Source organism: Rheinheimera aquimaris (genome assembly GCF_020531985.1).
In the GTDB taxonomy this organism is placed as follows: Bacteria; Pseudomonadota; Gammaproteobacteria; order Enterobacterales; family Alteromonadaceae; genus Alishewanella; species Alishewanella aquimaris.
In genome coordinates this window covers 657,371-680,941 of record NZ_JAJAVQ010000004.1, presented here as the reverse complement: position 1 = coordinate 680,941, position 23,571 = coordinate 657,371, and the positions used below count along the sequence as shown (strand labels likewise).

General features: G+C 50.4%; 17 protein-coding genes. 11 read left to right on the top strand and 6 right to left on the bottom strand.

All coding sequences use genetic code 11. The annotated features are described in order from the left end of the window. The first annotated feature begins 2 nt into the window (after nucleotides 1-2). Nucleotides 3-308 carry a hypothetical protein gene (locus tag LHL18_RS15695; RefSeq protein ID WP_134056816.1) on the top strand — a complete coding sequence of 102 codons (306 nt, stop codon included), beginning with the start codon at nucleotides 3-5 and terminating at the stop codon, nucleotides 306-308. Here LHL18_RS15695 and LHL18_RS15690 read toward each other — a convergent pair. Continuing rightward, nucleotides 305-703, bottom strand: coding sequence for a DUF3293 domain-containing protein (locus LHL18_RS15690; RefSeq protein ID WP_134056818.1), 399 nt, complete (start codon nucleotides 701-703; stop codon nucleotides 305-307). The two genes, LHL18_RS15695 and LHL18_RS15690, sit on opposite strands and share 4 nt — an antisense overlap. Nucleotides 704-848: 145 nt before the next feature. Here LHL18_RS15690 and LHL18_RS15685 point away from each other — a divergent pair, with 145 nt between their 5' ends. Both LHL18_RS15685 and arcA read left to right on the top strand, forming a co-directional pair. After that, a complete protein-coding gene (locus LHL18_RS15685) occupies nucleotides 849-2,480 on the top strand; it encodes a HAMP domain-containing sensor histidine kinase (RefSeq protein ID WP_226767750.1) in 1,632 nt (543 codons plus the stop codon). A 186-nt stretch (nucleotides 2,481-2,666) separates the two neighbouring features. Further along, nucleotides 2,667-3,374 (top strand): two-component system response regulator ArcA, encoded by a 708-nt coding sequence (arcA, locus tag LHL18_RS15680; protein WP_134056822.1) that lies wholly within the window; start codon nucleotides 2,667-2,669, stop codon nucleotides 3,372-3,374. Nucleotides 3,375-3,378: 4 nt separating this feature from the next. Here the strand turns inward: arcA and LHL18_RS15675 are convergent, their stop codons facing one another. After that, nucleotides 3,379-5,667 carry an ATP-binding protein gene (locus LHL18_RS15675; protein WP_226767749.1) on the bottom strand — a complete coding sequence of 763 codons (2,289 nt, stop codon included), beginning with the start codon at nucleotides 5,665-5,667 and terminating at the stop codon, nucleotides 3,379-3,381. A gap of 26 nt (nucleotides 5,668-5,693) precedes the next feature. Continuing rightward, nucleotides 5,694-7,538, bottom strand: coding sequence for a cyanophycinase (locus LHL18_RS15670; protein ID WP_226767748.1), 1,845 nt, complete (start codon nucleotides 7,536-7,538; stop codon nucleotides 5,694-5,696). Nucleotides 7,539-7,909: 371 nt separating this feature from the next. Between LHL18_RS15670 and yfcC the strand changes: the two genes are divergently transcribed. The 4 genes from yfcC (at nucleotide 7,910) to LHL18_RS15650 (ending at nucleotide 16,889) form a co-directional block, all read left to right on the top strand. Continuing rightward, complete coding sequence (gene yfcC, locus LHL18_RS15665) at nucleotides 7,910-9,394, top strand: putative basic amino acid antiporter YfcC (RefSeq protein ID WP_226767747.1); 1,485 nt, start codon at nucleotides 7,910-7,912, stop codon at nucleotides 9,392-9,394. A gap of 29 nt (nucleotides 9,395-9,423) precedes the next feature. After that, nucleotides 9,424-10,605 (top strand): beta-aspartyl-peptidase, encoded by a 1,182-nt coding sequence (gene iadA, locus LHL18_RS15660; RefSeq protein WP_226767746.1) that lies wholly within the window; start codon nucleotides 9,424-9,426, stop codon nucleotides 10,603-10,605. A 401-nt stretch (nucleotides 10,606-11,006) separates the two neighbouring features. Then, nucleotides 11,007-15,467 carry a glutamate synthase large subunit gene (gltB, locus tag LHL18_RS15655; protein WP_226767745.1) on the top strand — a complete coding sequence of 1,487 codons (4,461 nt, stop codon included), beginning with the start codon at nucleotides 11,007-11,009 and terminating at the stop codon, nucleotides 15,465-15,467. 9 nt (nucleotides 15,468-15,476) lie between these two features. After that, entirely contained in the window at nucleotides 15,477-16,889 is a 1,413-nt protein-coding gene (locus LHL18_RS15650; protein ID WP_226767744.1) for an FAD-dependent oxidoreductase, read from the top strand. A 77-nt stretch (nucleotides 16,890-16,966) separates the two neighbouring features. On the opposite strand, the gene LHL18_RS15645 is transcribed toward LHL18_RS15650, so the two are convergent. Next, on the bottom strand, nucleotides 16,967-18,475 hold the full coding sequence (locus LHL18_RS15645; protein ID WP_226767743.1) for an alpha/beta hydrolase family protein: 1,509 nt from the start codon (nucleotides 18,473-18,475) through the stop codon (nucleotides 16,967-16,969). Further along, nucleotides 18,472-18,687 carry a hypothetical protein gene (locus tag LHL18_RS15640; protein ID WP_226767742.1) on the bottom strand — a complete coding sequence of 72 codons (216 nt, stop codon included), beginning with the start codon at nucleotides 18,685-18,687 and terminating at the stop codon, nucleotides 18,472-18,474. Before LHL18_RS15640 ends, LHL18_RS15645 begins: the two co-directional genes overlap by 4 nt. Nucleotides 18,688-18,868: 181 nt before the next feature. On the opposite strand from LHL18_RS15640, the gene LHL18_RS15635 reads away from it, so the two are divergent. Genes LHL18_RS15635 through rraA form a run of 3 tightly spaced genes read left to right on the top strand, consistent with a single transcriptional unit; the run spans nucleotide 18,869 to nucleotide 20,541 of the window. Further along, entirely contained in the window at nucleotides 18,869-19,261 is a 393-nt protein-coding gene (locus LHL18_RS15635; RefSeq protein WP_226767741.1) for a GntR family transcriptional regulator, read from the top strand. Next, nucleotides 19,258-20,004 (top strand): hypothetical protein, encoded by a 747-nt coding sequence (locus tag LHL18_RS15630; RefSeq protein WP_226767740.1) that lies wholly within the window; start codon nucleotides 19,258-19,260, stop codon nucleotides 20,002-20,004. The genes LHL18_RS15635 and LHL18_RS15630 overlap by 4 nt, the downstream gene beginning before the upstream one ends. 54 nt (nucleotides 20,005-20,058) lie before the next feature. Continuing rightward, nucleotides 20,059-20,541 (top strand): ribonuclease E activity regulator RraA, encoded by a 483-nt coding sequence (rraA, locus tag LHL18_RS15625; protein ID WP_226767739.1) that lies wholly within the window; start codon nucleotides 20,059-20,061, stop codon nucleotides 20,539-20,541. 15 nt (nucleotides 20,542-20,556) lie between these two features. Here the strand turns inward: rraA and ccoG are convergent, their stop codons facing one another. After that, complete coding sequence (gene ccoG / locus LHL18_RS15620) at nucleotides 20,557-21,918, bottom strand: cytochrome c oxidase accessory protein CcoG (protein WP_226767738.1); 1,362 nt, start codon at nucleotides 21,916-21,918, stop codon at nucleotides 20,557-20,559. Between the two features lie 163 nt (nucleotides 21,919-22,081). On the opposite strand from ccoG, the gene LHL18_RS15615 reads away from it, so the two are divergent. Beyond that, complete coding sequence (locus LHL18_RS15615; RefSeq protein WP_226767737.1) at nucleotides 22,082-23,485, top strand: aminotransferase-like domain-containing protein; 1,404 nt, start codon at nucleotides 22,082-22,084, stop codon at nucleotides 23,483-23,485. The last annotated feature ends 86 nt before the right edge of the window (nucleotides 23,486-23,571 follow it).

Sequence of the window (23,571 nt, the reverse complement as noted above, 5' to 3'; positions counted from 1 at the left end):
TTATGTATAAATTGTCAGCGCTGTTTTTGTTATTCACAGTAGCATCGGCAGCAGCTGACAATTTTAGCTGTGTACAGAGCCCGAAACGCACCAAAGCCTGCCCGAATATGTTGTACCGCACAGCACAGTTACCCGGCATGGCAGCACCAGGCCTGATCTGCATTTGTGCCAGTGATTTTGCAGCACTGCTGCAGCAACCGCAAACAGAAGGTGAAAAAGTCAGCCAGAACATGACCAGAAGACAGATGGAAGTGATCTACGGTGACAAATTGCAAGCGGTGCTGGACATTCTGCAGCGTAAAAATTAGTCAGGCATCAATACCAGACGTTCGCTGAAATTACCCAGGCTTTCTTCATGTTGAGTCAGCAGTACAGGCACCAGAAATAACTCACCCTGCTCAACCCAGTAAATAGCATTTTGTTCAAACTGCCGCGCCAGCGTAATAGCCGTATTTTTCTCACACAGCACTATCCAGCTTTTCTCCTGAAAACTGTGATCCGGAGCACAGCCTATAACAGAGCGATAAGGCAATTTTTGCTGATTAAGATAAGCCTGAAATTCTTTGTCACGACGAAGGTTAAGATAGGGATGCCCGGTTACACCGGCGGGGTTCTGAGCGCTGATAATGGCAAAATCAATATTGCAGTTCAGCACCTGATGGCAGATAAAAACACTGGTCTTATAACTTTCCCACAGACTCATAACCAGCCCTAAAAGTAACAAGTGCTCCAACTATAAACTGCTTTACGAAATTTACCAGCGCAGTTTGCTAATTTGGCTTAATGTGCATAACATCAATGCAGGCTGTCAGAGCCGCAACGGCCATCAAGTTCACAGAGATAACTGAATGATTGCAATAGATAAAACCACGTCCATTAAAAGTGCATTGATTTGGGTGATTATGCTTATCTGCAGTCTGACACTCTGCCTCGCGATGTTGGTATCGACAGCTCAGGATGTAAAGCTACAGCAAAAAAAGCTGGTAACCCAGTTAGAGGGTTACGTCAGCATTATTGCCTTCAATGCCCAAAACAGCATTCTGCAGGACGATGCCGATACAGAGGAAAACCGGCTGAAATCCTTTAAAGCGGTTAATATTTTGCACAATATTCATATCTACAAAAAGACTCCCGGCTCAGATGAGCTGAGTTTTTTTGCCAGCTACAACCGTGATGGCATTGGCCCTTTCCCGGTGCAGTTCTCCCGGGTGCAGCAGTTTCTTAAGCCTTATATCAGTGACAATTATATCGAACTGACTAAAGCCATTTATGCTGATGAGGAAATATCAGGTTATGTCTATGTACGCGCAAGCCAGGAAGAACTGAGCGCTTATATTCAGACGCGCATTCTGCTCGATATTCTTATTGCACTGATTGCACTTGGCAGTGCCTTTTTTATTAGCTCTAAACTGCAGAAACGCTTTACCAGCCCGATAGAGAATTTACTTAACGTGATGCAAAAAGTGTCCAAGCAAAAAGACTATCAGGTCAGGGCACCTACAGCGCCGATCAAAGAGTACAACATGTTAAGCCGCGCCTTTAACACCATGCTGGACCGTATCGAACAGCAAATCAGTAAACTGCAGCTGGCTGAACAGGAAAACAGACAACTGACGCTGAGCCTGGAGCAGAAAATAGCAGAACGTACTGACGCCCTGAAAACATCTAATCAGGAGCTGCTGAACACGCTGGCCACCTTGCATCAGTATCAGAACCAGATTGTTGAAACCGAGAAAATGGCCAGCCTGGGCCAGATGGTCGCCGGCGTTGCGCATGAAGTTAACACGCCAATTGGTCTTGGTGTGACGGCATCAACCTTGCTGCAGGACAAACTGGCTGATATCCAGCGCGCTTTTGATGAGAAAAAACTCACCTCTTCACAGCTGGCAAAGTTTTTGTCTGAGAGTAAAGAAAACCTCGGTATCATCTATCGCAATATGGAACGGGCTGCCAGCCTGATCTCCAGCTTTAAACGGGTTGCTGTAGATCAGTCCAATGAAAACCGGCGTCAGTTTAATATGCAGCAGTTGATCAATGAAGTGCTGCTGTCACTTAGACCCAATCTGAAAAAAACCCAGCATCAGATTATTGTCAATTGCCCCGCTGAGCTCGAACTTGACAGTAAACCCGGACCGATAAATCAGATACTGATAAACCTTATCATGAACAGCCTGATCCATGCATTTGAACATATCGAACAGGGTGAAATGACCATTGATATCTCGGTGCAGGATAGTAACTGCCAGCTGATTTACACCGACAATGGTGCTGGTGTACCGGAATCGATTAAAAAGCGTATTTTTGATCCCTTTGTCACCACCAAGCGTGGTGAAGGAGGCAGTGGTTTAGGGCTACACCTGGTCTATAACCTGGTCACCCAGGCATTAAATGGCAAGATCCAGCTCGACAGTACCTTAGGCCACGGTATCCGCATCAGCATAAATTTTCCCGTTATCGTGATTAAAAACGATCAACATTAACTGAGTAATTGCTGTAGCTATCAGTCATTTGCCACCAACGAACATTAGAAAAATCTAATTGTTAACAAAAAACTTGTTAACAATTGGATGGCTGGTTATAATTACGCATTATTTGACAATTCCAAGTCATATATAAAACAAAATCCCGTTATTAATTTAACACAATTCACATAAGGTCTAACTCTAATGCAAACTCCTGTGATTCTTATCGTTGAAGACGAAGAAGTAACCCGTTTAAACCTGGTGAGCCTGTTTCAGGGAGAAGGGTATGACGTCATTGAAGCTGTGAATGGTGAAGAAATGAACCAGAAGCTTACCGACAATAAGGTAAATCTGGTTGTTATGGACATTAATCTGCCAGGCAAAAATGGCCTTATTCTGGCAAGAGAACTACGTCAAAAAGAAAATATCGGCCTGATTTTCCTGACCGGCCGCGACAGCGAAGTTGACCGCATCCTGGGTCTGGAAATTGGTGCTGACGACTACCTGACTAAGCCATTTAACCCACGTGAGCTAACCATTCGCGCCCGTAACCTGTTAAACCGTACTGTTGCGCAACCTGTGGTTGAAGAGCACAAAAGCGTAGTTAAATTTAACGGTTGGACACTGGATGAGAACAGCCGCAATCTGACATCGCCAAAAGGTGTTGCACGTCGTTTACCAAAAGGCGAATACCGCGCGCTGCGTTTAATGCTGGACACACCGGGTAAAATCTTCACCCGTGAACAGTTAATTCGCCATATGACTGGCCGCGATTTACGCCCTAACGATCGTACTGTTGATGTAACTATCCGCCGTATCCGTAAACACTTCGAGTCAGATATCGATAGCCCTGAGTTAATCAGCACTATCCATGGTGAAGGCTACCGCTTCGTGGGTAAACTGGAAAAGTAAGCTGCTAAGCCTGATCGATGTATTCAAACAGAGCAGCCAGGTGCTGCTCTGTTTGCAAATGAAAGTCCACTAACTGCCGCTCCAACCCCTGCCAGTTCACCGTTTCCTGTTCAAAGCGCTTCGCCTGCTGCTGTACCCATAATAACCCTACTGACGCTGCAGCACCTTTCAGCTTATGCGCAGCTTCCTGAAATTCCGTCAGATGACGTTGTACCGCGGTTTCCATCAAACGGTTCATATAGCCAGGCAACAGCTGTGCAAACAACTGGGCACTGCGCTTAACAGCATCTTTGCCCAGAGACTGGATATAATCATTTAATGTCGCCTGATCTAACAGCTGTGGCTCTGTGACTTCTACGGTATCTTTAGCCTGCAGTAATTTTACCGCGCTGGGTGAAAACAGCCTTGCCAGCATCTGATCCAACCGGGCAGTATTAATTGGCTTAGCCAGAGCATCGTTAATCTGTAGGTTTGCCAATTGTTGCTCTGCTTTGCGCACATTGGCGCTGAGTATCACTATCGGCAACGACGCAAGATGCGGTTCCTCGCGGATATACTTCGCAATTTGTTCGCCGTCCATGTCAGGTAGTTGCATATCGAGTAATACCAAATCGATATCATCTTCGGTTTCCAACAGCGCTATGGCATCTTCACCGGTTTCAGCAAGAATGACAGTGTGGCCGCGCTGCTCCAATAAGGCTGTCGCTATCTCAGCATTTAACGGCACATCTTCTACCAGCAGTATGGTCAGTTCCGGGCAGTCAATGGTCTGCTGTTGTTCCTGCGCCAGCTGCTGTGCTGGCAGGTCGACACTGAAACAACTACCCTGCCCGACTGCACTGTTCACAGCAATAGCGCCCTGCATGGCTTCAACTAACGCTCTGGAAACAGACAAACCTATGCCCGACCCCATAATACTCAGCCGCCGGCCATCATTGGATTTGTAGTACATATCAAAAATGCGTTCCAGCTCTTCGCCGGCGATGCCTATACCGGTATCCTGCACGGAAAAATGTAAGCGGCCAGCTTCGGTATCCAGTTGGCAATGCAAACTAATTTCGCCACTTGCAGTAAATTTGACCGCATTGTTAATCAGGTTCCACAACACCTGGCGCAAGCGTGTTGGGTCAAGTTTAAGGTTAATATCTAAAGGACCATCACACTGCAGTGTGAATTGCAGCCCTTTTTGCTGACATAATAGTTCCGCGAAGTTAGCAATATCATTAATAAACTGCTTTAAAGACACACTTTGATAAACAATATCCAGATCCTGGCGGTCTATTTTATCCAGATCGATAATGTCGTTGAAAATATTACCCAGGGTTTCAGCACTGCTGAAAATAGTGTTAGCCCAGCCGTGCTGCTGTTTACTCAGCTTAGTTTCCAATAAGCGCCGGCTTAAGCCCACAATACCATTTAGCGGCGTACGCAGCTCATGGCTTAGCGTGGCAATGAACTTACCTTTGTCCTGATAAGCTTTCTCCAGTGCCTGTTCTGCCAACTTACGTGAGGTAATATCCCGGCCGAAGCCCAGCAGACCAATGTAACGGCCATGGCGGTCGTAGAATGGTACCTTACGCATTTCAAACCACAGTACCTGGCCATCATCTTTAACAAACTGCACATCTAACGTCAGCTCTGACGGCTGCATACTGACTTCATACTCGGTAAGAATAGCGGATTGGGCACTGTCTTCGGTGTAGATATCGGCCGGATAATGGCCGATAAGCTCACTGGCCGTCTTACCCATAATCAGCTCAAACATCTTATTACAACTGGCAAAACGGCCGGTTTCGTCACGGTAGTAAAACAGGTCAGGCGAGCTGTCGACAATGGAGCGGATAAGCAAGCTCTGCTCTTCCAGTTCAATCTGGGCTTTTTTACGCTCGGCGATTTCTTTGCGCAGTTCGTCTATAGCACGCCGCTTGGCCTGAAATGCCTTTTTACGTTCTTCAATCTCAAAATTAAGCTGGCGGATATTATCCTGCATGCCTTCGTTAAGCAGGCGTTCCTGATGCGCAGAATCTTCCAGATAAGACAGGGCGGCATCGAGGTGCAACACCAGATAAAACAGAAAAGCAATAAATAGCGGACCAAAAATAACTGACACAAGCACTGAGCCCTTTATCAGGGCCCAGTCCACGCTGTTGCCAGCAACCACCCCATAACAGGCAGTTAGCAGCGCCGCGCACAGCACAAACAACAACTGGCATATCAATGCCAGTTTTAACTTGCCCCAGGCCCGGATCCAACTGGCAAAGGCTTTAACCTGCGGATGTACCGGTCCTTGCATCAGGGGCTCACCTCGCTTTATCGCTGTCAGTTAGCAGGCTGAATGTCCAGCATCACGTTGCGATATGAACAGTACTGAGTCTCAGAGCCTGGCTGGCGAAATACACCTTCACGCGTATATGAAGATAAATCTTTATAAAGCCGTATTTCATGCCCCTGTCCAACCCGTACCGCTCTGGCTGTAGCCTGGCGGCTTTGTGTCAGACACAACAACTGTGCCAACTGCCGGTAGTTGTCACGTTCAAACAGATCACCCGAATTTAACAGCGGGGCCTGGTTATTATTGGGGGCAAACTTCCATTGTGCAAAGCGGGTGCGCAGATTACCTTCTTTCAGTTCCAGTTTATCCTCACGGGTAAGGTAGTGAGTAGTGACCTGAGTAATACTGGTAGCCGCGCCCTCACCGGCACTTTGTGTTTTTTCATTATCGACAATATAGACGCCGCCGGCACCAAGCACCTCCATTGTCACTTCAGGCTCATTGTCTTGCTGCCCCGGCGCAACCAACAAAGCCGTTGCTTCATCAATGCCAAAGCCAAAACGGGTTTGGGTATCGTTCTGTAGCCTGATCAAACGTCCCTGCCGGCCGCGCTCAGAAAAGTGCGTATCGAGCACGCCCCAAGGGAACAAGCCGAGGCCACCGGCGCCGGAAAACGTCAGATGCTGCTCTGCCAGGCCATTACTGCAGCTTTGGTCTTTATCGCAGCCGGGCTGAGGCGCAGCTAAATCAAAAGCGCCATACTGCATCGCACTGTAACTGTCGCCGTTAGTGATCATTGGTGTTCTGCGACCCTGATAGCTGCCGCCTGCCATCACAGCAGTACCAGCACTGGTACCGGCAATAATAATCTGTCCGGCACCCAGCATAGATTCAATTTGCTTCAGCTCAGCTGTTGCCGTGCCATCCGGCTGACGAAAAGCCTGTAACGTCAGGCTCTGATCACCACCATTAATGAAAATGGCATCAGCACGGCGGATCTGTTCAACGGCAGCATCGGTGCCTTGTTTACAAAACGTCTGCAGCTGCTGCATTAAGTCAGGATAAACCCGCTCGCGCTGATAAGTACCATGATAAGCGGCCAGATACTGAGGCAGCTGATCGCAACTTGGTTTATTATCAACCAGCTCATGCTGAGCTGCCTGATATGCGGCATTCAGCGGCAGCCAGCTGGTCTGAGCACCGGCTTCATCAAATACATTGGTATACATATCGACAGCAGCGAAAGGGTCCCGTCCGGACGCGGTAACCACCAGAATTCTTGGTGCGCGGCTTGGCCCTGCCACCTGCTGCGCCAGCTCAACTATTTTGCGGTAAATCTCAGCGGTAAAACCGTCTTTGGTTTTTGCCAGGTTGGCAAACTCTTTCTGCCGGGTGGCATTACGTTTGGAACCTTTGTCCGCAGAAGCCATTATCTGCAGCTGATCAAAAACAAAGTTGCGCTCTCTGTCGGTTAACGCGTTGTAGTTCACTCTGCCCGACACCCAGATACCGTCAATTTCAATCTCTGCAGAGCGCCATAATCTGGCCAGCTCGCGCTCAGATATCCGTTCACTACCTACCCGGCTGCGCACAAATTCCAGCAAGGCCAGCGTTTGCTGCTGTTCTATTACCCGCTCTTCACTCCAGAAGGTGCTGTCAGCAATATTTGCCAAATGTTCCTGCGTCAGCATAAATACATCTGCTGCTTTGGCGGCTGCACTGAAGGTATCCGTGTCGGTGCAATCACGCACACTGGCAGAAGTGCAGGTATTTAACCCACCACCTATCAGCACCATAGAGTAATCTGGGAATTTTTTATTACCGTTTACATTTGCGGCAGAAGCCGTACCAGCCAGTAAGGCTGCAAAGATACAAAGGCTGAGTGATCTCATTGTTCTCTTTCTTATAATTAGCGCAGACGTGTTTAACTACCACTACGACAGATAGCAACCCTAAAATAAAGTGGACATAGATTATCCTGTATTGACTTCTTTGCCAATTAGCAGTAATTCTAATATCAGGGTTAAATTCATTTAACATTCATTTTCCGGTAACGATATGCTGAAAAAAGCCTTTACGCTGAGTTCATATCATTACTCGTCTTACTACCTGTCAGAGTGGTTTAACGAGTAGACACATGTCAGGCATTAAACCGTGCCTGGCTGGCGTTTACCGCTGCCATCATCCACTTTAAACCAAAGAATAAATATCGCTTCCTAACAGAGGCATACTGTTTTTATCAGCTACTTTACAGGTACCCCTTATGTCCGCCGTAACAAACAAACCGGTATCGATGCCTGACGCCTTTATCATTCTGTTTTTTGTCATGATACTGGCAGCACTGGCATCCCATCTGGTGCCTGCCGGCTCTTTTACTATGCTGGAGCCAGCGCCAATTACTGAAGGCGCCGCCAAACTGAAAAGCAAAATCGACCCTAACAGCTTTACGCTGCACCATGACGCTGAACAAGGTGCACCGCTGTTTGCTGAAGGCGGAGGTATTGGCTTTTTTAATTATGCCTTTGAGGGCCTGGTATCGGGCGATAAATGGGGCTCCGCCGTTGGCGTTATTGCTTTTACTCTGCTGACCGGTGGTGCCTTTGGCATCATTATGAAAACCGGTGCTATCCACAATGGCATCCTGGCGCTTATCGCCAAAACCCAGCGCATGCAGTTTTTATTTATCCCGCTGATGTTTGGTTTATTTTCGTTAGGCGGCGCTGTGTTTGGTATGGGCGAAGAAGCCATTGCCTTTTGCATAGTACTACTGCCGCTGATGCTGGCGCTGGGTTACGATGCTATTACCACAGTACTGGTCACCTATGTTGCCACCCAAATCGGTTTTGCCACTTCGTGGATGAACCCGTTTAATGTCGCTATAGCTCAGGGCATTGCTGAAATCCCGCTGTTATCCGGCAGTGACCTACGGATTGTGATGTGGGCAGTGTTCACGCTGTTTGGCATTATTTTCACCATCAAATATGCCGCAAAAATTAAGGCTCAGCCTGAACTATCGCTTAGTTTTGCCAGCGACCAAAAACTGCGCTCAGAGCAAAGTGACAGCGCGAAAAACCAATATAACGCTCTGGACTCCATCATTCTGCTGGCGTTTTTTGCCGGCTTAGTCTGGATAATCTGGGGCGTAACCGTCAGGCAGTATTACATTCCGGAAATTGCCAGCCAATTTTTTACCATAGGGGTGGTAATTGCCGTTATCGCGGTAATGGGTAAGCGTTTTAGTATGAATGACGCCGCTGATGGCTTTAAACACGGTGCAGCCGAGCTATTGCCTGCAGCACTGATTGTCGGTATGGCCAAAGGTATAGTGCTGCTGTTAGGTGGCGACAATGCCGAGTCACCATCGGTGCTCAATACCCTGTTGTATTACAGCGGGCAACTGCTTGGCGATTTACCAGCATATTTATCGGCCTGGCTGATGCTGGTGATCCAATCAGTGATTAATTTCTTTGTTGCCTCCGGCTCCGGTCAGGCCGCACTGACTATGCCACTTATTGCGCCGCTGGCCGATTTAGTCGGGCTTTCACGCCAGATTGCGGTATTGGCGTTTCAGCTTGGTGATGGCTTAACCAACTGTATTATTCCCACTTCTGCCGCCTTAATCGGCTGTCTTGGCGTCGTGCGGGTTGATTGGACAGTCTGGTTGCGTTTTGTCTGGAAACTGCAGCTATGCCTGTTTGCGCTGGCAAGTAGCTTTATGTTTATTGCCGTCGCTGTCGCTTATCAATAGCAGCCTGAGTGCTGTTTAAGGTTATTATTTTGAACAACATTATTCTGATAAAAAATGCTGAACTGCTGGCCCCGCACAGTCTCGGCAAAAAAGACGTAGTTGTCAGTGGCAATACCATTGCCGCTATTGGAGAAGACTTTAATCTGGCCGGCTCCAACCTGCCGGTAACGGTAATCGACGCTAAGGACTTTTACCTTACGCCGGGCTTTGTCGACTCGCTGGTACATTTTATTGGCGGCGGCGGTGAAGGTGGCTTTGCTACCCGCACGCCGGAAATGCAGCTGACCGACGCTACTTTAGGTGGTGTCACTACCGCCATTGGCGTGCTAGGTACCGATGCTACCACCCGAACGCTAACGAATCTGCTGGCTAAAGCCCATGCGCTGGAAACCGAAGGCATCAGCACCTATTGCCATACCGGTTCTTATGAAATCCCCTGCCGCACTCTAACCGGCAATATTACCGATGATTTAATCCTGATTGATAAATTTATCGGTGTTGGTGAAATCGCTATCAGCGATCACCGCTCGTCACAGCCCACTACCGACGAAATCCGCAAAGTGGCAGCCGCCGCCCGCGTTGGTGGCATTTTGTCGGGTAAAAGTGGCGTGGTCAGTGTGCATATGGGCGCTGGCGAACGTATTTTACAACCCATTTATCAGGCTGTCGCCGGTACGGAATTAAAACTGAAGCAGTTCTACCCGACCCATATGAACCGAAACCGCCGGGTATTTGAAGCCGGTTTAGAGTTTGCCGGCAAAGGCGGTGTGATTGATTTCACGACCAGCACCACCGACTTTGATTTAAAACACGGCGAAGTGGCGGCTGCTGCGGCTTTGGCCGAAGCGCTGGCGTTTGGCATCAATGCTATGCAATTGACACTCAGCTCCGATGGCAATGCCAGCCTGCCAATTTATAACGACGAAGGCGAGCTGCTTGGGCTGCAGGTTGGCAGTGTACAAAGCCTTTACCAGGCTGCACGCGATGCAGTACAAAAACATCAGGTCGCCTTAAGCGATGCTATCTGCAGCATTACTGCAGCGCCGGCCGCAGTGCTGGGGTTAAAACAAAAAGGCCGTCTCGCCGCGCAGTTGGATGCCGATCTGGTGTTGCTGCGCCGCGATGACCTGCTCATCGACAGCGTATTTGCCAAAGGCAGGCTGTTAGTGCAGCACGGACAGGCGCTGGTAAAAGGCACTTTCGAGCGCTAAGCGCAAAACACAAATCCGCATAAATATGGCACTAAGCAGCGGTAACAACCCCGACTAATAAACTGTTATCGTTGCTTTTTTGCTATGCCAACTGTTATTAATGGCAAAAATATCGTCAATTCATGTAATTAATTTTCAATTTCAGAAGTACGCTTTCTGCGCTATTCACCCAGCGTGATGCCACAAATCGCGCTTGCTTTTTTAGCAAAATGCCGGTATACCTGTCAGCAATTGAACGTTTAGATGGCTAAACATTTCAAGAGTAAATACTCTACAACGCATTGACCTCTGAAAGAGTAACCGTTATTTTCTTTCAGCAGCAGCAAAAAACAACAAAAAGAATAATAATTCAAAAATAATAAATATTTATTTAAATATCAGGACAAGTGTGGAGGTGTGTCATGGCGTTGTACCAGCACAGTCAGGCTAGAGAGAACTGTGGCTTCGGTCTTATCGCTCATCTGGAGGGCGCGGCCAGCCACAGAATAGTCAGAACTGCGATAAATGGCCTCGATCGGATGCAACATCGCGGCGGTATTTCTGCCGATGGTAAAACCGGTGACGGCTGCGGCTTATTAATGCAAAAGCCCGACAGTTTCTTCCGGGCTATAGCCGAAGAGAACGGCTGGAACCTGGCGAAGAAGTACGGCGTCGGTATGATTTTCTTCAGCCAGGATCCGGTAAAGGCAGCGCTGGCAAAAAAAATTATCGAGCAGGAAATTGCCCGCGAAACCTTAACGCTGGTGGCCTGGCGCACAGTGCCAATCGACAGCAGTGTGCTCGGCCCATTAGCGCTTAGCTCTATGCCGGCGATTTCCCAGGTTATTGTCAACGCGCCGCACGGCTGGGGCGATCATGACTTAGAGCGCCGCCTGTATATGGTGCGCCGCCGCATTGAAAAGCAATTAACTGACGATGCCGACTTTTACATTCCCAGCTTCTCGTCACTGGTTACCGTATTTAAAGGCCTGATGATGCCGGCTGATTTGCCGCGCTATTATCTCGATTTAGCTGACATCCGCATGGAAACCGCCATTTGTGTGTTCCACCAGCGCTTTTCTACCAACACCATGCCGCGCTGGCAGCTGGCACAGCCATTTCGCTTTTTAGCCCATAACGGCGAAATTAATACCATTACCGGTAACCGGCAGTGGGCTCGTGCGCGCCAGTATAAGTTTGCCTCGCCGCTGCTGAGCGACTTACAGGATGCCGCACCTTTTGTCAGCCAAAGCGGCTCAGATTCCAGCTCGCTTGACAACATGCTGGAACTGCTACTGGCCGGCGGTATGGACTTATTCCGCGCCATGCGTTTATTGGTGCCGCCTGCCTGGCAGGGCAACCGCGTAATGGACGACAACTTAAAAGCCTTCTATGAATTTAACTCCATGCATATGGAGCCGTGGGACGGCCCGGCCGGCATCGTAATGACCAATGGTCAACATGTTGCCTGTAACCTCGACCGTAACGGCCTGCGTCCGGCGCGCTTTGTGATTACGCGCGATAAATTGATCACGTTGGCTTCAGAAGTGGGGATCTGGGATTACACGCCGGATGAAGTGGTTGAAAAAGGCCGCGTTGGCCCGGGTGAAATGCTGGCGGTGGATACTACCAGCGGTGAGATCTGGCGCTCAGATAAAATCGATGCTGATTTAATGGCACGCCACCCCTACCGCGACTGGCTGAACAACAACGTGCAGCGGCTGGTACCGTATGAGAAATACGAAACCGATCTTATCGGTAAGCGCGTATTTACTGACGACGAAATGCTGACCTACCATAAGCTGTTTAACTACAGCTATGAAGAAATTGATCAGGTGATGACAGTACTGGCCAAAGATGGCCAGGAAGCGGTCGGTTCCATGGGTGATGACACGCCAATGGCTGTGCTGTCGCGCAAACCACGCACTATGTATGATTATTTCCGCCAGCAGTTTGCTCAGGTGACCAACCCGCCGATTGACCCACTGCGCGAAGCACATGTGATGTCGCTGGCCACCAGTATTGGCCGCGAGCATAACGTGTTTAAAGAAACCGCCGGTTACGCCCGCCGTATTCAGTTTGAATCGCCGGTGATGATGTATTCCGACTTAAAGCAGTTAAAACAAGCGGACGAGAAGTACTACAAACACCAGATCTTCTCACTGAACTTCGACCCGGCCAGTTTCAGCCTGGAACAAGCGGTCAGTAAATTATGTGAAGATGTGATCAGCGCCGTGCGCGACAACAACGTGGTGCTGGTGATGCTAACCGACCGGCGTATTGAACAGGGCAAACTGCCAATACCGGCAGCGATGGCCGTGGGTGCTGTGCAGCATGCGCTGGTAAATGCCCAGCTGCGCTGCGACTCAAACATTATTGTCGAAACGGCTACCGCGCGCGATCCGCATCACTTTGCCGTGCTGATTGGCCTTGGCGCCACCGGTATTTACCCGTTCCTGGCCTATGAAACAGTCGAGCAACTGGTAGAAAAAGGCGTTATTACCCTAAGTGCGCGCCAGGCTGTACTGAATTACCGTAAAGGCATTAATAAAGGCCTGTACAAAATCATGTCGAAAATGGGCATTTCAACAGTGGCCAGCTACCGCTGCTCTAACCTGTTTGAAGCCGTCGGCATCGACAAAGCCGTGATGCGCCAGTGCTTTGCTGATATCCCATCGCGCCTCGGTGGTGCCGGTTTTGCTGATTTTGAGCAGGATGTACAGCAACTGGCTAACGTGGCCTGGCTTAAACGCAAGCCGCTTAACCATGGTGGTTTACTCAAATACGTGCACGATGGCGAGTACCACGCCTATAACCCGGATGTGGTGCAAACACTGCAAAAAGCCGTGCGCTCAGGCAAGTACGAGGACTACCAGCAGTACAGCGGCATTGTTAACCAGCGCCCGGTAGCACACCTGCGCGACTTGTTTAAGTTAAACGCGGCGGCCGCTATACCGCTGGAGCAGGTTGAAACTGAAGATAAGCTGTACCCGCGCTTTGACAGTGCCGCTATGTCGATAGGTGCACTTAGCCCGGAAGCGCATGAAGCCTTAGCCATAGCAATGAACCGCTTAGGCGGGCGTTCTAACTCGGGTGAAGGCGGCGAAGACCCGCGCCGCTTTGGCACCGAGAAAAACTCCAAGATTAAGCAGGTCGCTTCCGGCCGCTTTGGGGTGACGCCGCATTATTTGGTTAACGCTGAAGTTATCCAAATCAAAGTGGCACAAGGCGCCAAGCCTGGCGAAGGTGGCCAGCTGCCGGGTGAAAAGGTCACTGCGGAAATTGCCCGCCTGCGCTATTCGGTGCCTGGTGTGACCTTGATATCACCACCGCCGCACCATGATATTTACTCGATTGAAGATTTAGCCCAGCTGATTTTCGATTTAAAACAGGTTAACCCGCAGGCGCTTGTATCAGTAAAACTGGTATCAGAGCCAGGCATCGGCACCATCGCCACCGGTGTGGCTAAAGCCTATGCCGATCTCATTACCGTCTCCGGTTACGACGGCGGCACCGGCGCCAGCCCGTTAACGTCGGTGAAATACGCCGGTAGCCCGTGGGAGCTGGGTTTAGCTGAAGTGCATCAGGCCTTGGTGGAAAACGGTCTGCGCGACCGCGTGCGGCTGCAAGTCGATGGCGGCTTAAAAACTGGCCTCGATGTGATTAAAGCCGCTATTTTAGGTGCCGAAAGCTTTGGCTTTGGTACCGGCCCTATGGTGGCGCTGGGCTGTAAGTTCCTGCGGATTTGCCATTTAAATAACTGCGCCACCGGTGTAGCAACTCAGGATGCAACACTACGCCGCGATCACTTTAACGGCCTGCCGGAAATGGTAATGAACTACTTTAAGTTCTTAGCCTATGAAGTGCGCGAGCTGATGGCACAGCTGGGTGTAACTGAGCTGACCGAGCTTATCGGCCGCACTGATTTATTAAGCGTTAGAGACAGTGAAACGCAAAAGCAGGCCAAGCTGGATTTAACACCGATCCTGCAGGCCAGTGGCGTGCAGTCTGATAAAGCGCTGTACTGCGTGCAAAACAACACACCCTTTGATCAGGGCAAGCTGAATCAGGAGCTGTTAGCGCGCTGCGAGCAGATGGTACTGAACAAAAGCGGTGGCCAGTTAAGTGTCAATATCCGCAATACGGATCGCTCTGTCGGTGCTGCGCTGTCGGGCTTTATTGCCCGTCAGCACGGTAACCAGGGCATGGCAACCGACCCTATCCGTATCCGCTTAAACGGCACCGCCGGCCAGAGCTTTGGTGTATGGAACGCCGGCGGCCTGCATATGTCGCTGCAGGGCGATGCCAACGACTACGTCGGTAAAGGCATGACCGGCGGTATGCTGGCGATTTACCCGGCCAAGGGCGCTACTTTTGCTAAAAACGGTTTTACCATTGCCGGTAACACCTGTTTATACGGCGCCACCGGCGGCAGGCTTTATGCTGCCGGTAAAGTCGGCGAGCGCTTTGCGGTACGAAACTCCGGCGCGCTGGCGGTGGTTGAAGGCACAGGCGATAACTGCTGCGAATATATGACCGGCGGCGTGGTCGTGGTGCTCGGCTGCACCGGTGTGAACTTTGGTGCCGGTATGACCGGTGGCTTTGCCTACCTGTTAGATGAGCAGGATGATTTAGCCTTAAGGCTTAACCCGGAGCTGGTAGAAGCGCTGGATGTCAGCACGCCGATACTGCAGGAGCACCTGCGTAGCTTGCTGCACCAGCACGTAGAGGAAACCGGCAGCGAAAAAGCGCAAAAGATCTTAAACGACTTTGGCAGCTATTTAAGCAAATTCAAGCTGGTAAAACCGAAAACCAGCGATGTAAACACCTTGCTGGGTCACCGCGCACGCTCGTCTGCCGAGCTGCGGGTGCAGGCGATGTAGGGAGGCGTTATGGCACAGAATGTATACCAGTTTATTGACGTAAAACGGATTGATCCGCCAAAACGCTCACACAGCGAACGCACTATTGAGTTCGTGGAAATTTACCAGCCAATGACCCACACCCAGGTCGAAGGTCAGGCTGATCGCTGCCTCGATTGCGGCAACCCCTACTGCGAGTGGAAGTGCCCGGTGCACAACTATATTCCGCAGTGGTTAAAGCTAGCCAACGAAGGCAAAATTATTGAAGCAGCAGAGCTGTCGCACAAAACCAACAGCCTGCCGGAAGTGTGCGGCCGGGTCTGCCCGCAGGATCGCTTATGCGAAGGCGCCTGTACGCTAAACGAAGGCTTTGGTGCTGTCACCATCGGCAGCATAGAAAAGTACATTACCGACAAAGCCTTTGAAATGGGCTGGCGGCCAGACCTTTCAGCCGTGGTGAAAACCGACAAACGCGTCGCCGTTATCGGTGCCGGCCCGGCAGGTTTAGCATGTGCCGACGTACTGGTGCGCAACGGCGTAACGCCGGTAGTATTTGACCGCTACCCGGAGATCGGTGGCCTGCTCACCTTCGGTATTCCGCCGTTTAAGCTGGAGAAAGACGTACTGAAACTGCGCCGTGAAATCTTCGGCGGGATGGGTATCGAGTTTCGCTTAAACACTAACGTTGGCGTGGATGTCAGCTTTGATAGCTTATTAAACGAATACGACGCAGTGTTTTTAGCGCTGGGTACCTACACACCGATGAAAGGCGGTTTAGCCAATGAAGATGCACCGGGCGTTTATGAAGCGCTGCCGTTTTTAATTGGTAATATCAATAACCTGATGGGCTGGCAAACAGAGCATCCGTTCGTTAGCTTAAAAGATAAAACCGTCGTGGTATTAGGCGGAGGCGACACAGCGATGGACTGCGTACGCACCTCCATTCGCCAGGGCGCAACCAAGGTAAGCTGTGCCTACCGGCGCGACGAAGCCAATATGCCCGGCTCACGTAAAGAAGTGCAAAACGCGCGCGAAGAAGGCGTCGAGTTTTTGTTCAACTTACAACCTCTGGGTATCGAGGTTAACGCCGAAGGTAACGTGATTGGCGTTAAGGTGGTGACCACCCAAATGGGCGCACCGGATGCCAAAGGCCGCAGAAGCCCGGAGCCGGTGCCGGGTTCAGAGCAGGTACTGCCCGCCGATGCTGTGGTGATTGCCTTTGGTTTTCAGCCCAGCCCGCCACAGTGGCTAGTCGATATGGGTGTGGAGCTGGATAGCAAAGGCCGGGTTATTGCCAGCGAGCAAAGCACCTATGCCATGCAAACTAACCAGCAGAAAATCTTTGCCGGCGGCGATATGGTGTTAGGTTCTGACCTGGTAGTTACCGCCATCGCCCAGGGCCGGAAAGCCGCCGAAGGTATATTGGATTATCTGCAGGTGTAACATAGCAGCCCAAAGCAGGCAGCTAACCCGTTGTTTCGCCCGGGCTGTTATACATCGACAGCCCGTTGCTTTAAGCCTTAACGGTGCTCAGAAGCATTGCTGCTGGTCACCTGTAGCAACCAGTCAGCAAGATTGCTGAGTAACGTCGGCGATAGTGTTTGCGTGATATTGGCATATTCATCCCAGCGCCCGGTGTTTGCTTCCTGAAACAGGTGATTTAGCCCTGGCAACCGGAGCAACTTATATTGGTTGTTTTTGGCAGCCTGCAGCGCATGCTCAATGGCGGTAAGATTTATCTCAGCATCCAGCTGCCGGTCTTTGCTGCCGTACAGCACCAGCGTTGGCAGCGTTGTCTTACTTAGCCACATATAGGGATCATGCTGCTGAAAATAGCGAAACCATGCATTTTGCAATTCGGCCAGCCGCTCTGCGGACAATGCCCCGCCCCCTAAAGGAAGAAGTTGCTGCTTAATTTCTTCGGGCAATGCCTGCCACTGCGTTTGATAATACGCCTTAAGCTCTGCAGCCGTTGGCGCTTCCGGCCTTGCCGCAAGCTTATTCATATTGGTATAGATTGTGGTCGCATGTCTCACTGTTGTTTCAGTTAGTCCTTGCGCAACGAGCATACGCTCAAACTGATTAGCTGACACTTCTGCTCCGGTTACGCCAGGGGCAGCCAGTAGCACCAGAAAACTGACCCCAGCTTGCTGCTGCGCAACCACTGGCGCAATCAGCCCTCCTTCGCTGTGGCCGATTAAGCCAATTTGATCGGCACGAACCTCTGTCCGCTGCTGCAAATAGCGCACTGCAGCGCCAACGTCACTGGCGAAATCCAGACTGGTCGCCTGAAAAAATGTTCCGCCAGATTTGCCAATACCCCTATCGTCAAAGCGCAGCACCGCGAAACCTTGTCGTGTTAAGTAGTCGGCCATTACCAAAAATGGTCTGTGACCAAGTAATTGCTGATCTCTGTCCTGAGGTCCCGAGCCTGAAATTAACACCACAGCTGGCACAGGGTGCAATGTATTTGCCGGCCTGGTAAGCGTGCCCGCCAGTTGAATACCCGCTGCAGCGTTGTTAAAACTGATTTGCTCTTCAATATACGGATAAGGTTTTACCGGATCCTGTGGTTTGCGCTCTTGCTGTTGCTGACGGCTCAGAATCAAATCAAAAGCCTGGCCGCCTTGCTGCCACTTGCCTTGAATTTGCTCAGAAGCCTGCTGGTACTCGCCAACATAGACAGCCTGTGCGGCTTGTATTTCCAGCTCAATATGTTGTTGTTTAACACTAACCCGGCTAACAGGAATGCCACTGGCTCCCTGATCAATGCTGTCCATTGTCGCGCTATATTGCTGATCCTGCTCACGGCTAATATTAAAGCGCAGCCGCAACTGGCTGCTACCAACCTGCAACGTTCCAACCCAGGCGCCATGCAAATCGGGTTCTGCTGCGGTTTCAGCCTGAACGGGTAGCAATAACATGCTCAGTGACAAACAACCTGACAGTACAACCCTTTGTATCTTTTTGCTTTTTAAGCTGCATAAAATTAAATGCATTCTTTTAAGGCACTGCTGCAGAGTGTTCATTTAAGCTCCTTGTCGGTTTCGCTCAATGTCGTGCAGGGCTTTTGCCGCCGGCACAGGCGGTTTTGCAACAGGCAATTGCTGCAGCACCACAATGCAATGACACAAAACAACCAGTTCTGAGATTGCGCAGTATCACGGAATAACCAGGCCAGCAGCAGAATAATCGCGGCCCAGAGCAAGCTATGCAGCATATTAACAGGTAGTTTTTTCATCAGTATTTCCTCATGACTTACCGCAGTGCGGCAGTTAACGGTTTATCTAACAACTTTATCTATCCGGAGCGTCAAGCCCATATGCACTACTAGGTTAAGTAGTACATGTTGCTGGCAGACTAGCATCGGTGTACTATTAGATCAAGTAGTACAATTAAAATCAGAATTTAGCGGGGGAAATATGGAAATTCTGATTGATACCGACAGCACAGAACCGATTTTTGCGCAGCTGATCAGCCAGATTAAGCAATTGGTCAGCAATGGAAACCTGGAGCCTGGCTTTCAGTTACCCTCTATTCGCCAATTGGCTGCCGATTTGGGTATTAATCAAAATACTGTTGCCAAAGCCTATAAGTTACTGGAACGCGACAAAGTTATTATTGGCAAAGGCTACCGCGGAACTTTTATTCATTCTCAGGCACAGCAAAACTGCCTGATTGATTACAGTCAGCAAGCCCGGCAACTGATGAGTACAACCATCATGCAATTGCGGGAGCTTGGTTTGACTGACTCTGAAATTCGCCTGCAGTTTGCTGAGCTAATCAAAGAAAGAACGTTAACGGAGGCCTTATGACCATAATGCATATAGCGATAAATGTGATCTTTGCGCTGCAGTTGGCATTGCTGTCTGTAGTGTTGCCCCGCCGTTGTCAGCAGCACAAGCGGCAGCCAGACAAACGGCTGCTACAGCTTGGGTTTACATGGATAAACCGGCTGGTTCTGCTGGCAGGTTCAGCTTTATTACTGGCGCAGATAACTGGCTGGATAGTCTTTAACTTAGCCATATTATTGGCGTTCACCGGTCTGCAAGTCTTATTATTGCTGGCACAGCGGCAATGGCTGCAACCAGCGCCAATATTACCAACACAACGCAAAGCCAGTTTACAACGGCGCCGGGTGCTGGATTATGTGTCCCCAGCCGTCCGGGTAATGTCAGTAAGTGCCGTGCTTGTCGTCCCGCTTTTGGCAAGCGCACTGGCATTTAGCGGTCAGTGGCCAATGGCTATGGCAAAGTTATGGCAGCTGAGTGCTGTGGGCTTGCTAACCAATGCCATATTATTTTTCGCAGTGTATTTCACCGTGTTTCGCAAACGGCAAAATTTTAACGATGTGGACAACCAAACTACACTGATACAGCGCAAAGTAAGCCAATACCTGCGGGCGATCTTAAGTTTTAATATGCTGCTGGTGCTAATTTTGCTGCTGGGTGCATTTCAAACAACACCGGAATTGCTGTATATCTTACTTAGTCTGTCATTGCAGCTAATGCTGCTAAAAACCGGGCAGCGGGTGTCTGCCGGCAAGTTAGCCTATTGACACGCCGTAACAATAACAACCAGAGTGAACACAAAATTCAGTAAGAGGTTATTGATGCAACCATTTACCCTACCCGACCTCTGCGACGCTCACGCCGCCTGCATTCGTGTAGCCGAGCCTATCTTTCACAACTACGGTGGCAAAACCGCCTTTGGCGGGCAAATTGTTACCGTTAAATGCTTTGAAGATAACTCCAAGGTTAAGCAGTTAGTCGCCACACCGGGTCAGGGTAAGGTGTTAGTGGTCGATGGTGGCGGCTCGAAACGCCATGCGCTGCTGGGCGATATGCTGGCCGGGCAAGCAGCCCAAAATAGCTGGGAAGGCATTATTATCAACGGCTGTATTCGCGATATAGACGAAATACGCCAAACGGCGCTTGGCGTGCAGGCGCTGGGTATTCACCCGATGAAAACTGACAAACGTGATTTGGGTGATATCAACCTGACGATAACCTTCGCCGGGGTCGATTTTATCCCCGGCCAGTATGTTTATGCCGATAATAATGGCGTTCTGGTAGCAACTAAAGCCCTGCTGTAACCACCTGCTTGCGCTTTAGCGAACATGATAAAAGCGGCTGGCAGCACTGACACTGTCGCCGCGCTCGGCATCAGTAAGTTGCAACGTAAAAGCTGTATAAACTTCTGCCGCCTGTTCGGGCATAGCAATACTGATAATATGTTGGCGTTGCTCGGCCGGTTTCAGCGTTATCTGTGCAGCGCCTTTAAGCTCAGCACCGGCCAGCCCGGCGATGCTCAGCTGATAGTGGCGCGGTTGTTGTGTTTTGTTGCTCAGCGTCAGGGTAAAGGTATTTTCGGTCAGGCCGTCGCTGTTAACGCGGTACATCGCCTGGCGATCACGGCTGATACTCAGCTCAGTGCTTTGCCACTGATACGCCCAGGCCGCCATCGCCAGCACTGTCAGCAAGATGGCGCTGCCATACCCCAAATGACGCTGCCATGCCGTTTGTGTTGATACTTCGCCCTGATAACGTATCAGCCCAACCGGATAATTAAACTGGCGCATAGTCTGGTCGCACGCATCGATACACAAGCCACAGTTAATACACTCGTACTGCATGCCATAGCGAATATCGATACCCACCGGGCATACCTGTACGCACAGCTGGCAGTCGACACAATCGCCCATTGCCGCCGGTTTTTCGCTGTGGCGTTTACGCGCCCCGCGCTGCTCACCCCGCTGTGCATCGTAAGCCACTATTTTGGTCGCCGGCTCAAACATGGCCGACTGAAAACGGGCATAGGGGCACATATGCAGGCACATTTTTTCGCGGATAAGCCCGGCGTTAACGTAGGTACACAGCGCGAAAAACCCTACCCAGCCATACACAGTGCCAGAGCTGTTAAGGCTGAAAAAATCAGCATACAGGCTACGGGCCGGCACAAAATAGGCGATAAAAGCCAGCGAAGTGAGTAGTGACAGCAGCAGCCAGCTGCTGTGTTTCGCCAGCTTTTTACTCAGTTTTGCACCATGCCAGGGCGCGTTGTCCAGCGCTTTACTTTGGTTATGGCTACCTTCAATGCGCCGCTCCAGCCAGACAAACATTAACGTCCAGACCGTTTGCGGGCAGGTATAGCCACACCAAATCCGGCCATAGAGTTTGGTCAGATAAAACAGCGCAAAGGCGGCCAGCGTAAACAACAGGGCAAAAATCAAAAAGTCTTGCGGCAGCAATACCCGGCCAAAGATATATAAACGCTGCTGCGCGGCATCCAGCTGTATGGCCTGCTGCCCCTGAAAATTAAGCCAGGGCAGGCAGACAAATATCAACATCAACACCGTGTTAATGCTGCGACGAATAACTTGAAAGTAGCCTTTTTGCTCGCGGATATAAATTTTACCGCTACTGTCTTTGGTTGAAAAAATAATCTGTTCGGCGGCCGGGCGTTGTTGCATAGAATGACCTGTATATTGGCAAAAAAATGCTGCACACACCTTCGCGTCTAAGCGCCGTGAGGGTGTGACTTAATGGGCCGCCAGTGTAACGATCAGACAAAAGCCAATACAGATACAAAAATTTAAATTAAAATAGATACAGTTGTATTTTCCGGAAACAGCCATGGCAGAGAACTTTCGCTATCAGCAGCTAACACAGCAGTTGCAACAGTTGCTGGCACAAGGCCATTGGCAGCCAGCAGAGCGCCTGCCGTCAGTCAGAGCCTTGTGCAAACAATATCAATTGTCATTAGCCACAGTGCAGCATGCGCTGCATCAGTTGGAAGCTTTGGGGTTAGTCGAGGCCAGAGCACGTTCCGGTTATTATGTGCGTCAGCCGCTGTCTGCGGTTGCTACCACCAAACCTGAGTCAGCCCCTGCCAGCCCGGCACCGGTAACGGTACCGGAGTTATTTGTGGATATTATGAACCGCAGCGCAGCCTTTGATATTCAGCCAAAAGGGCCTGTGGTTAACCTGCCGCACTTAACCCTGCTGCACCGCTTATTAAGCCGCACCTTACGCCAGCATGGTTCGCGCTACGCGCTGCACTACGACGAGCCAACCGGGCTGCCGGCACTGCGCGAGCAATTGTCGCTGCATTATCGCCACTATGGCTTAGCGCTAAAAGAAGACCAATTCTGTATTACCGCCGGCTGCCAGCATGCGCTGTTTTTAGCGCTGCAGGCGGTGTGCCAGCCCGGCGATATTGTCGCTGTGGAGCATCCGGCGTTTTATGGTGTACTGCAGTTGTTGCAGCAGCTGCAGTTACAGGTACTGGAAATTCCCACTCAGCAAGACGGCTTGGATACCGCGGCACTGCAGCAGGCGCTTAGCCGCTGGCAGGTAAAAGCCTGTGTGGTCACCCCAGCCTATGCCACCCCCACTGGTGCCTGTATGTCACCGGCAAAACAGCAACATTTACTGGCATTGGCAGCACAGTATGATTTGGCGGTGATAGAAGATGATATCTATGGCGATCTGGGCTTTTACCAGCGCCCGTCGCCGCTTAAAAGCTTAGATACCGAGCAGCGGGTGATTTTATGCAGCTCGTTTTCCAAAGCATTGTCGCGGGATTTACGCATAGGCTGGATAGCCGCCGGCCGCTGGCATGACAAAGTGGCGCGGTTAAAACTTGTCAGCCAGTTAGCAGGCAGCCAAAGTGTGCAGCAGGCCTTGGCGCTGTTTTTAGCTCAGGGCCATTACAAACGGCATTTGCAGCACTATCGCAACCAGCTGCAGCACCAGCGCGATCAGTTGCTTAATGCGTTGCAGCTCTACTGGCCAGAAGCACGCTACACGGTGCCACAAGGCGGGCTGGCATTATGGTTGGAATTACCCGGCAAGCCGAATTGCACAGAAGCTTACACCCACTGTTTGCAACAAGGCATAGTGCTAACCCCGGGTGAGTTATTCTCCAGTAGCGGGCAGTTTCAGCATTTTTTGCGGCTCAGCTTTACCAACCCGATGGTTGGCAGCCGCTTAACTGCCCTGCAAACACTAGCCCGGTTATTACGCAACAAACATTAACTGCATCTGGTCGTTTATTACACCTAATGCCGGTAGATAATCTTTACCGGCTGGTGGTCTGAAAATATTTCAATTGCTGCCTGCGT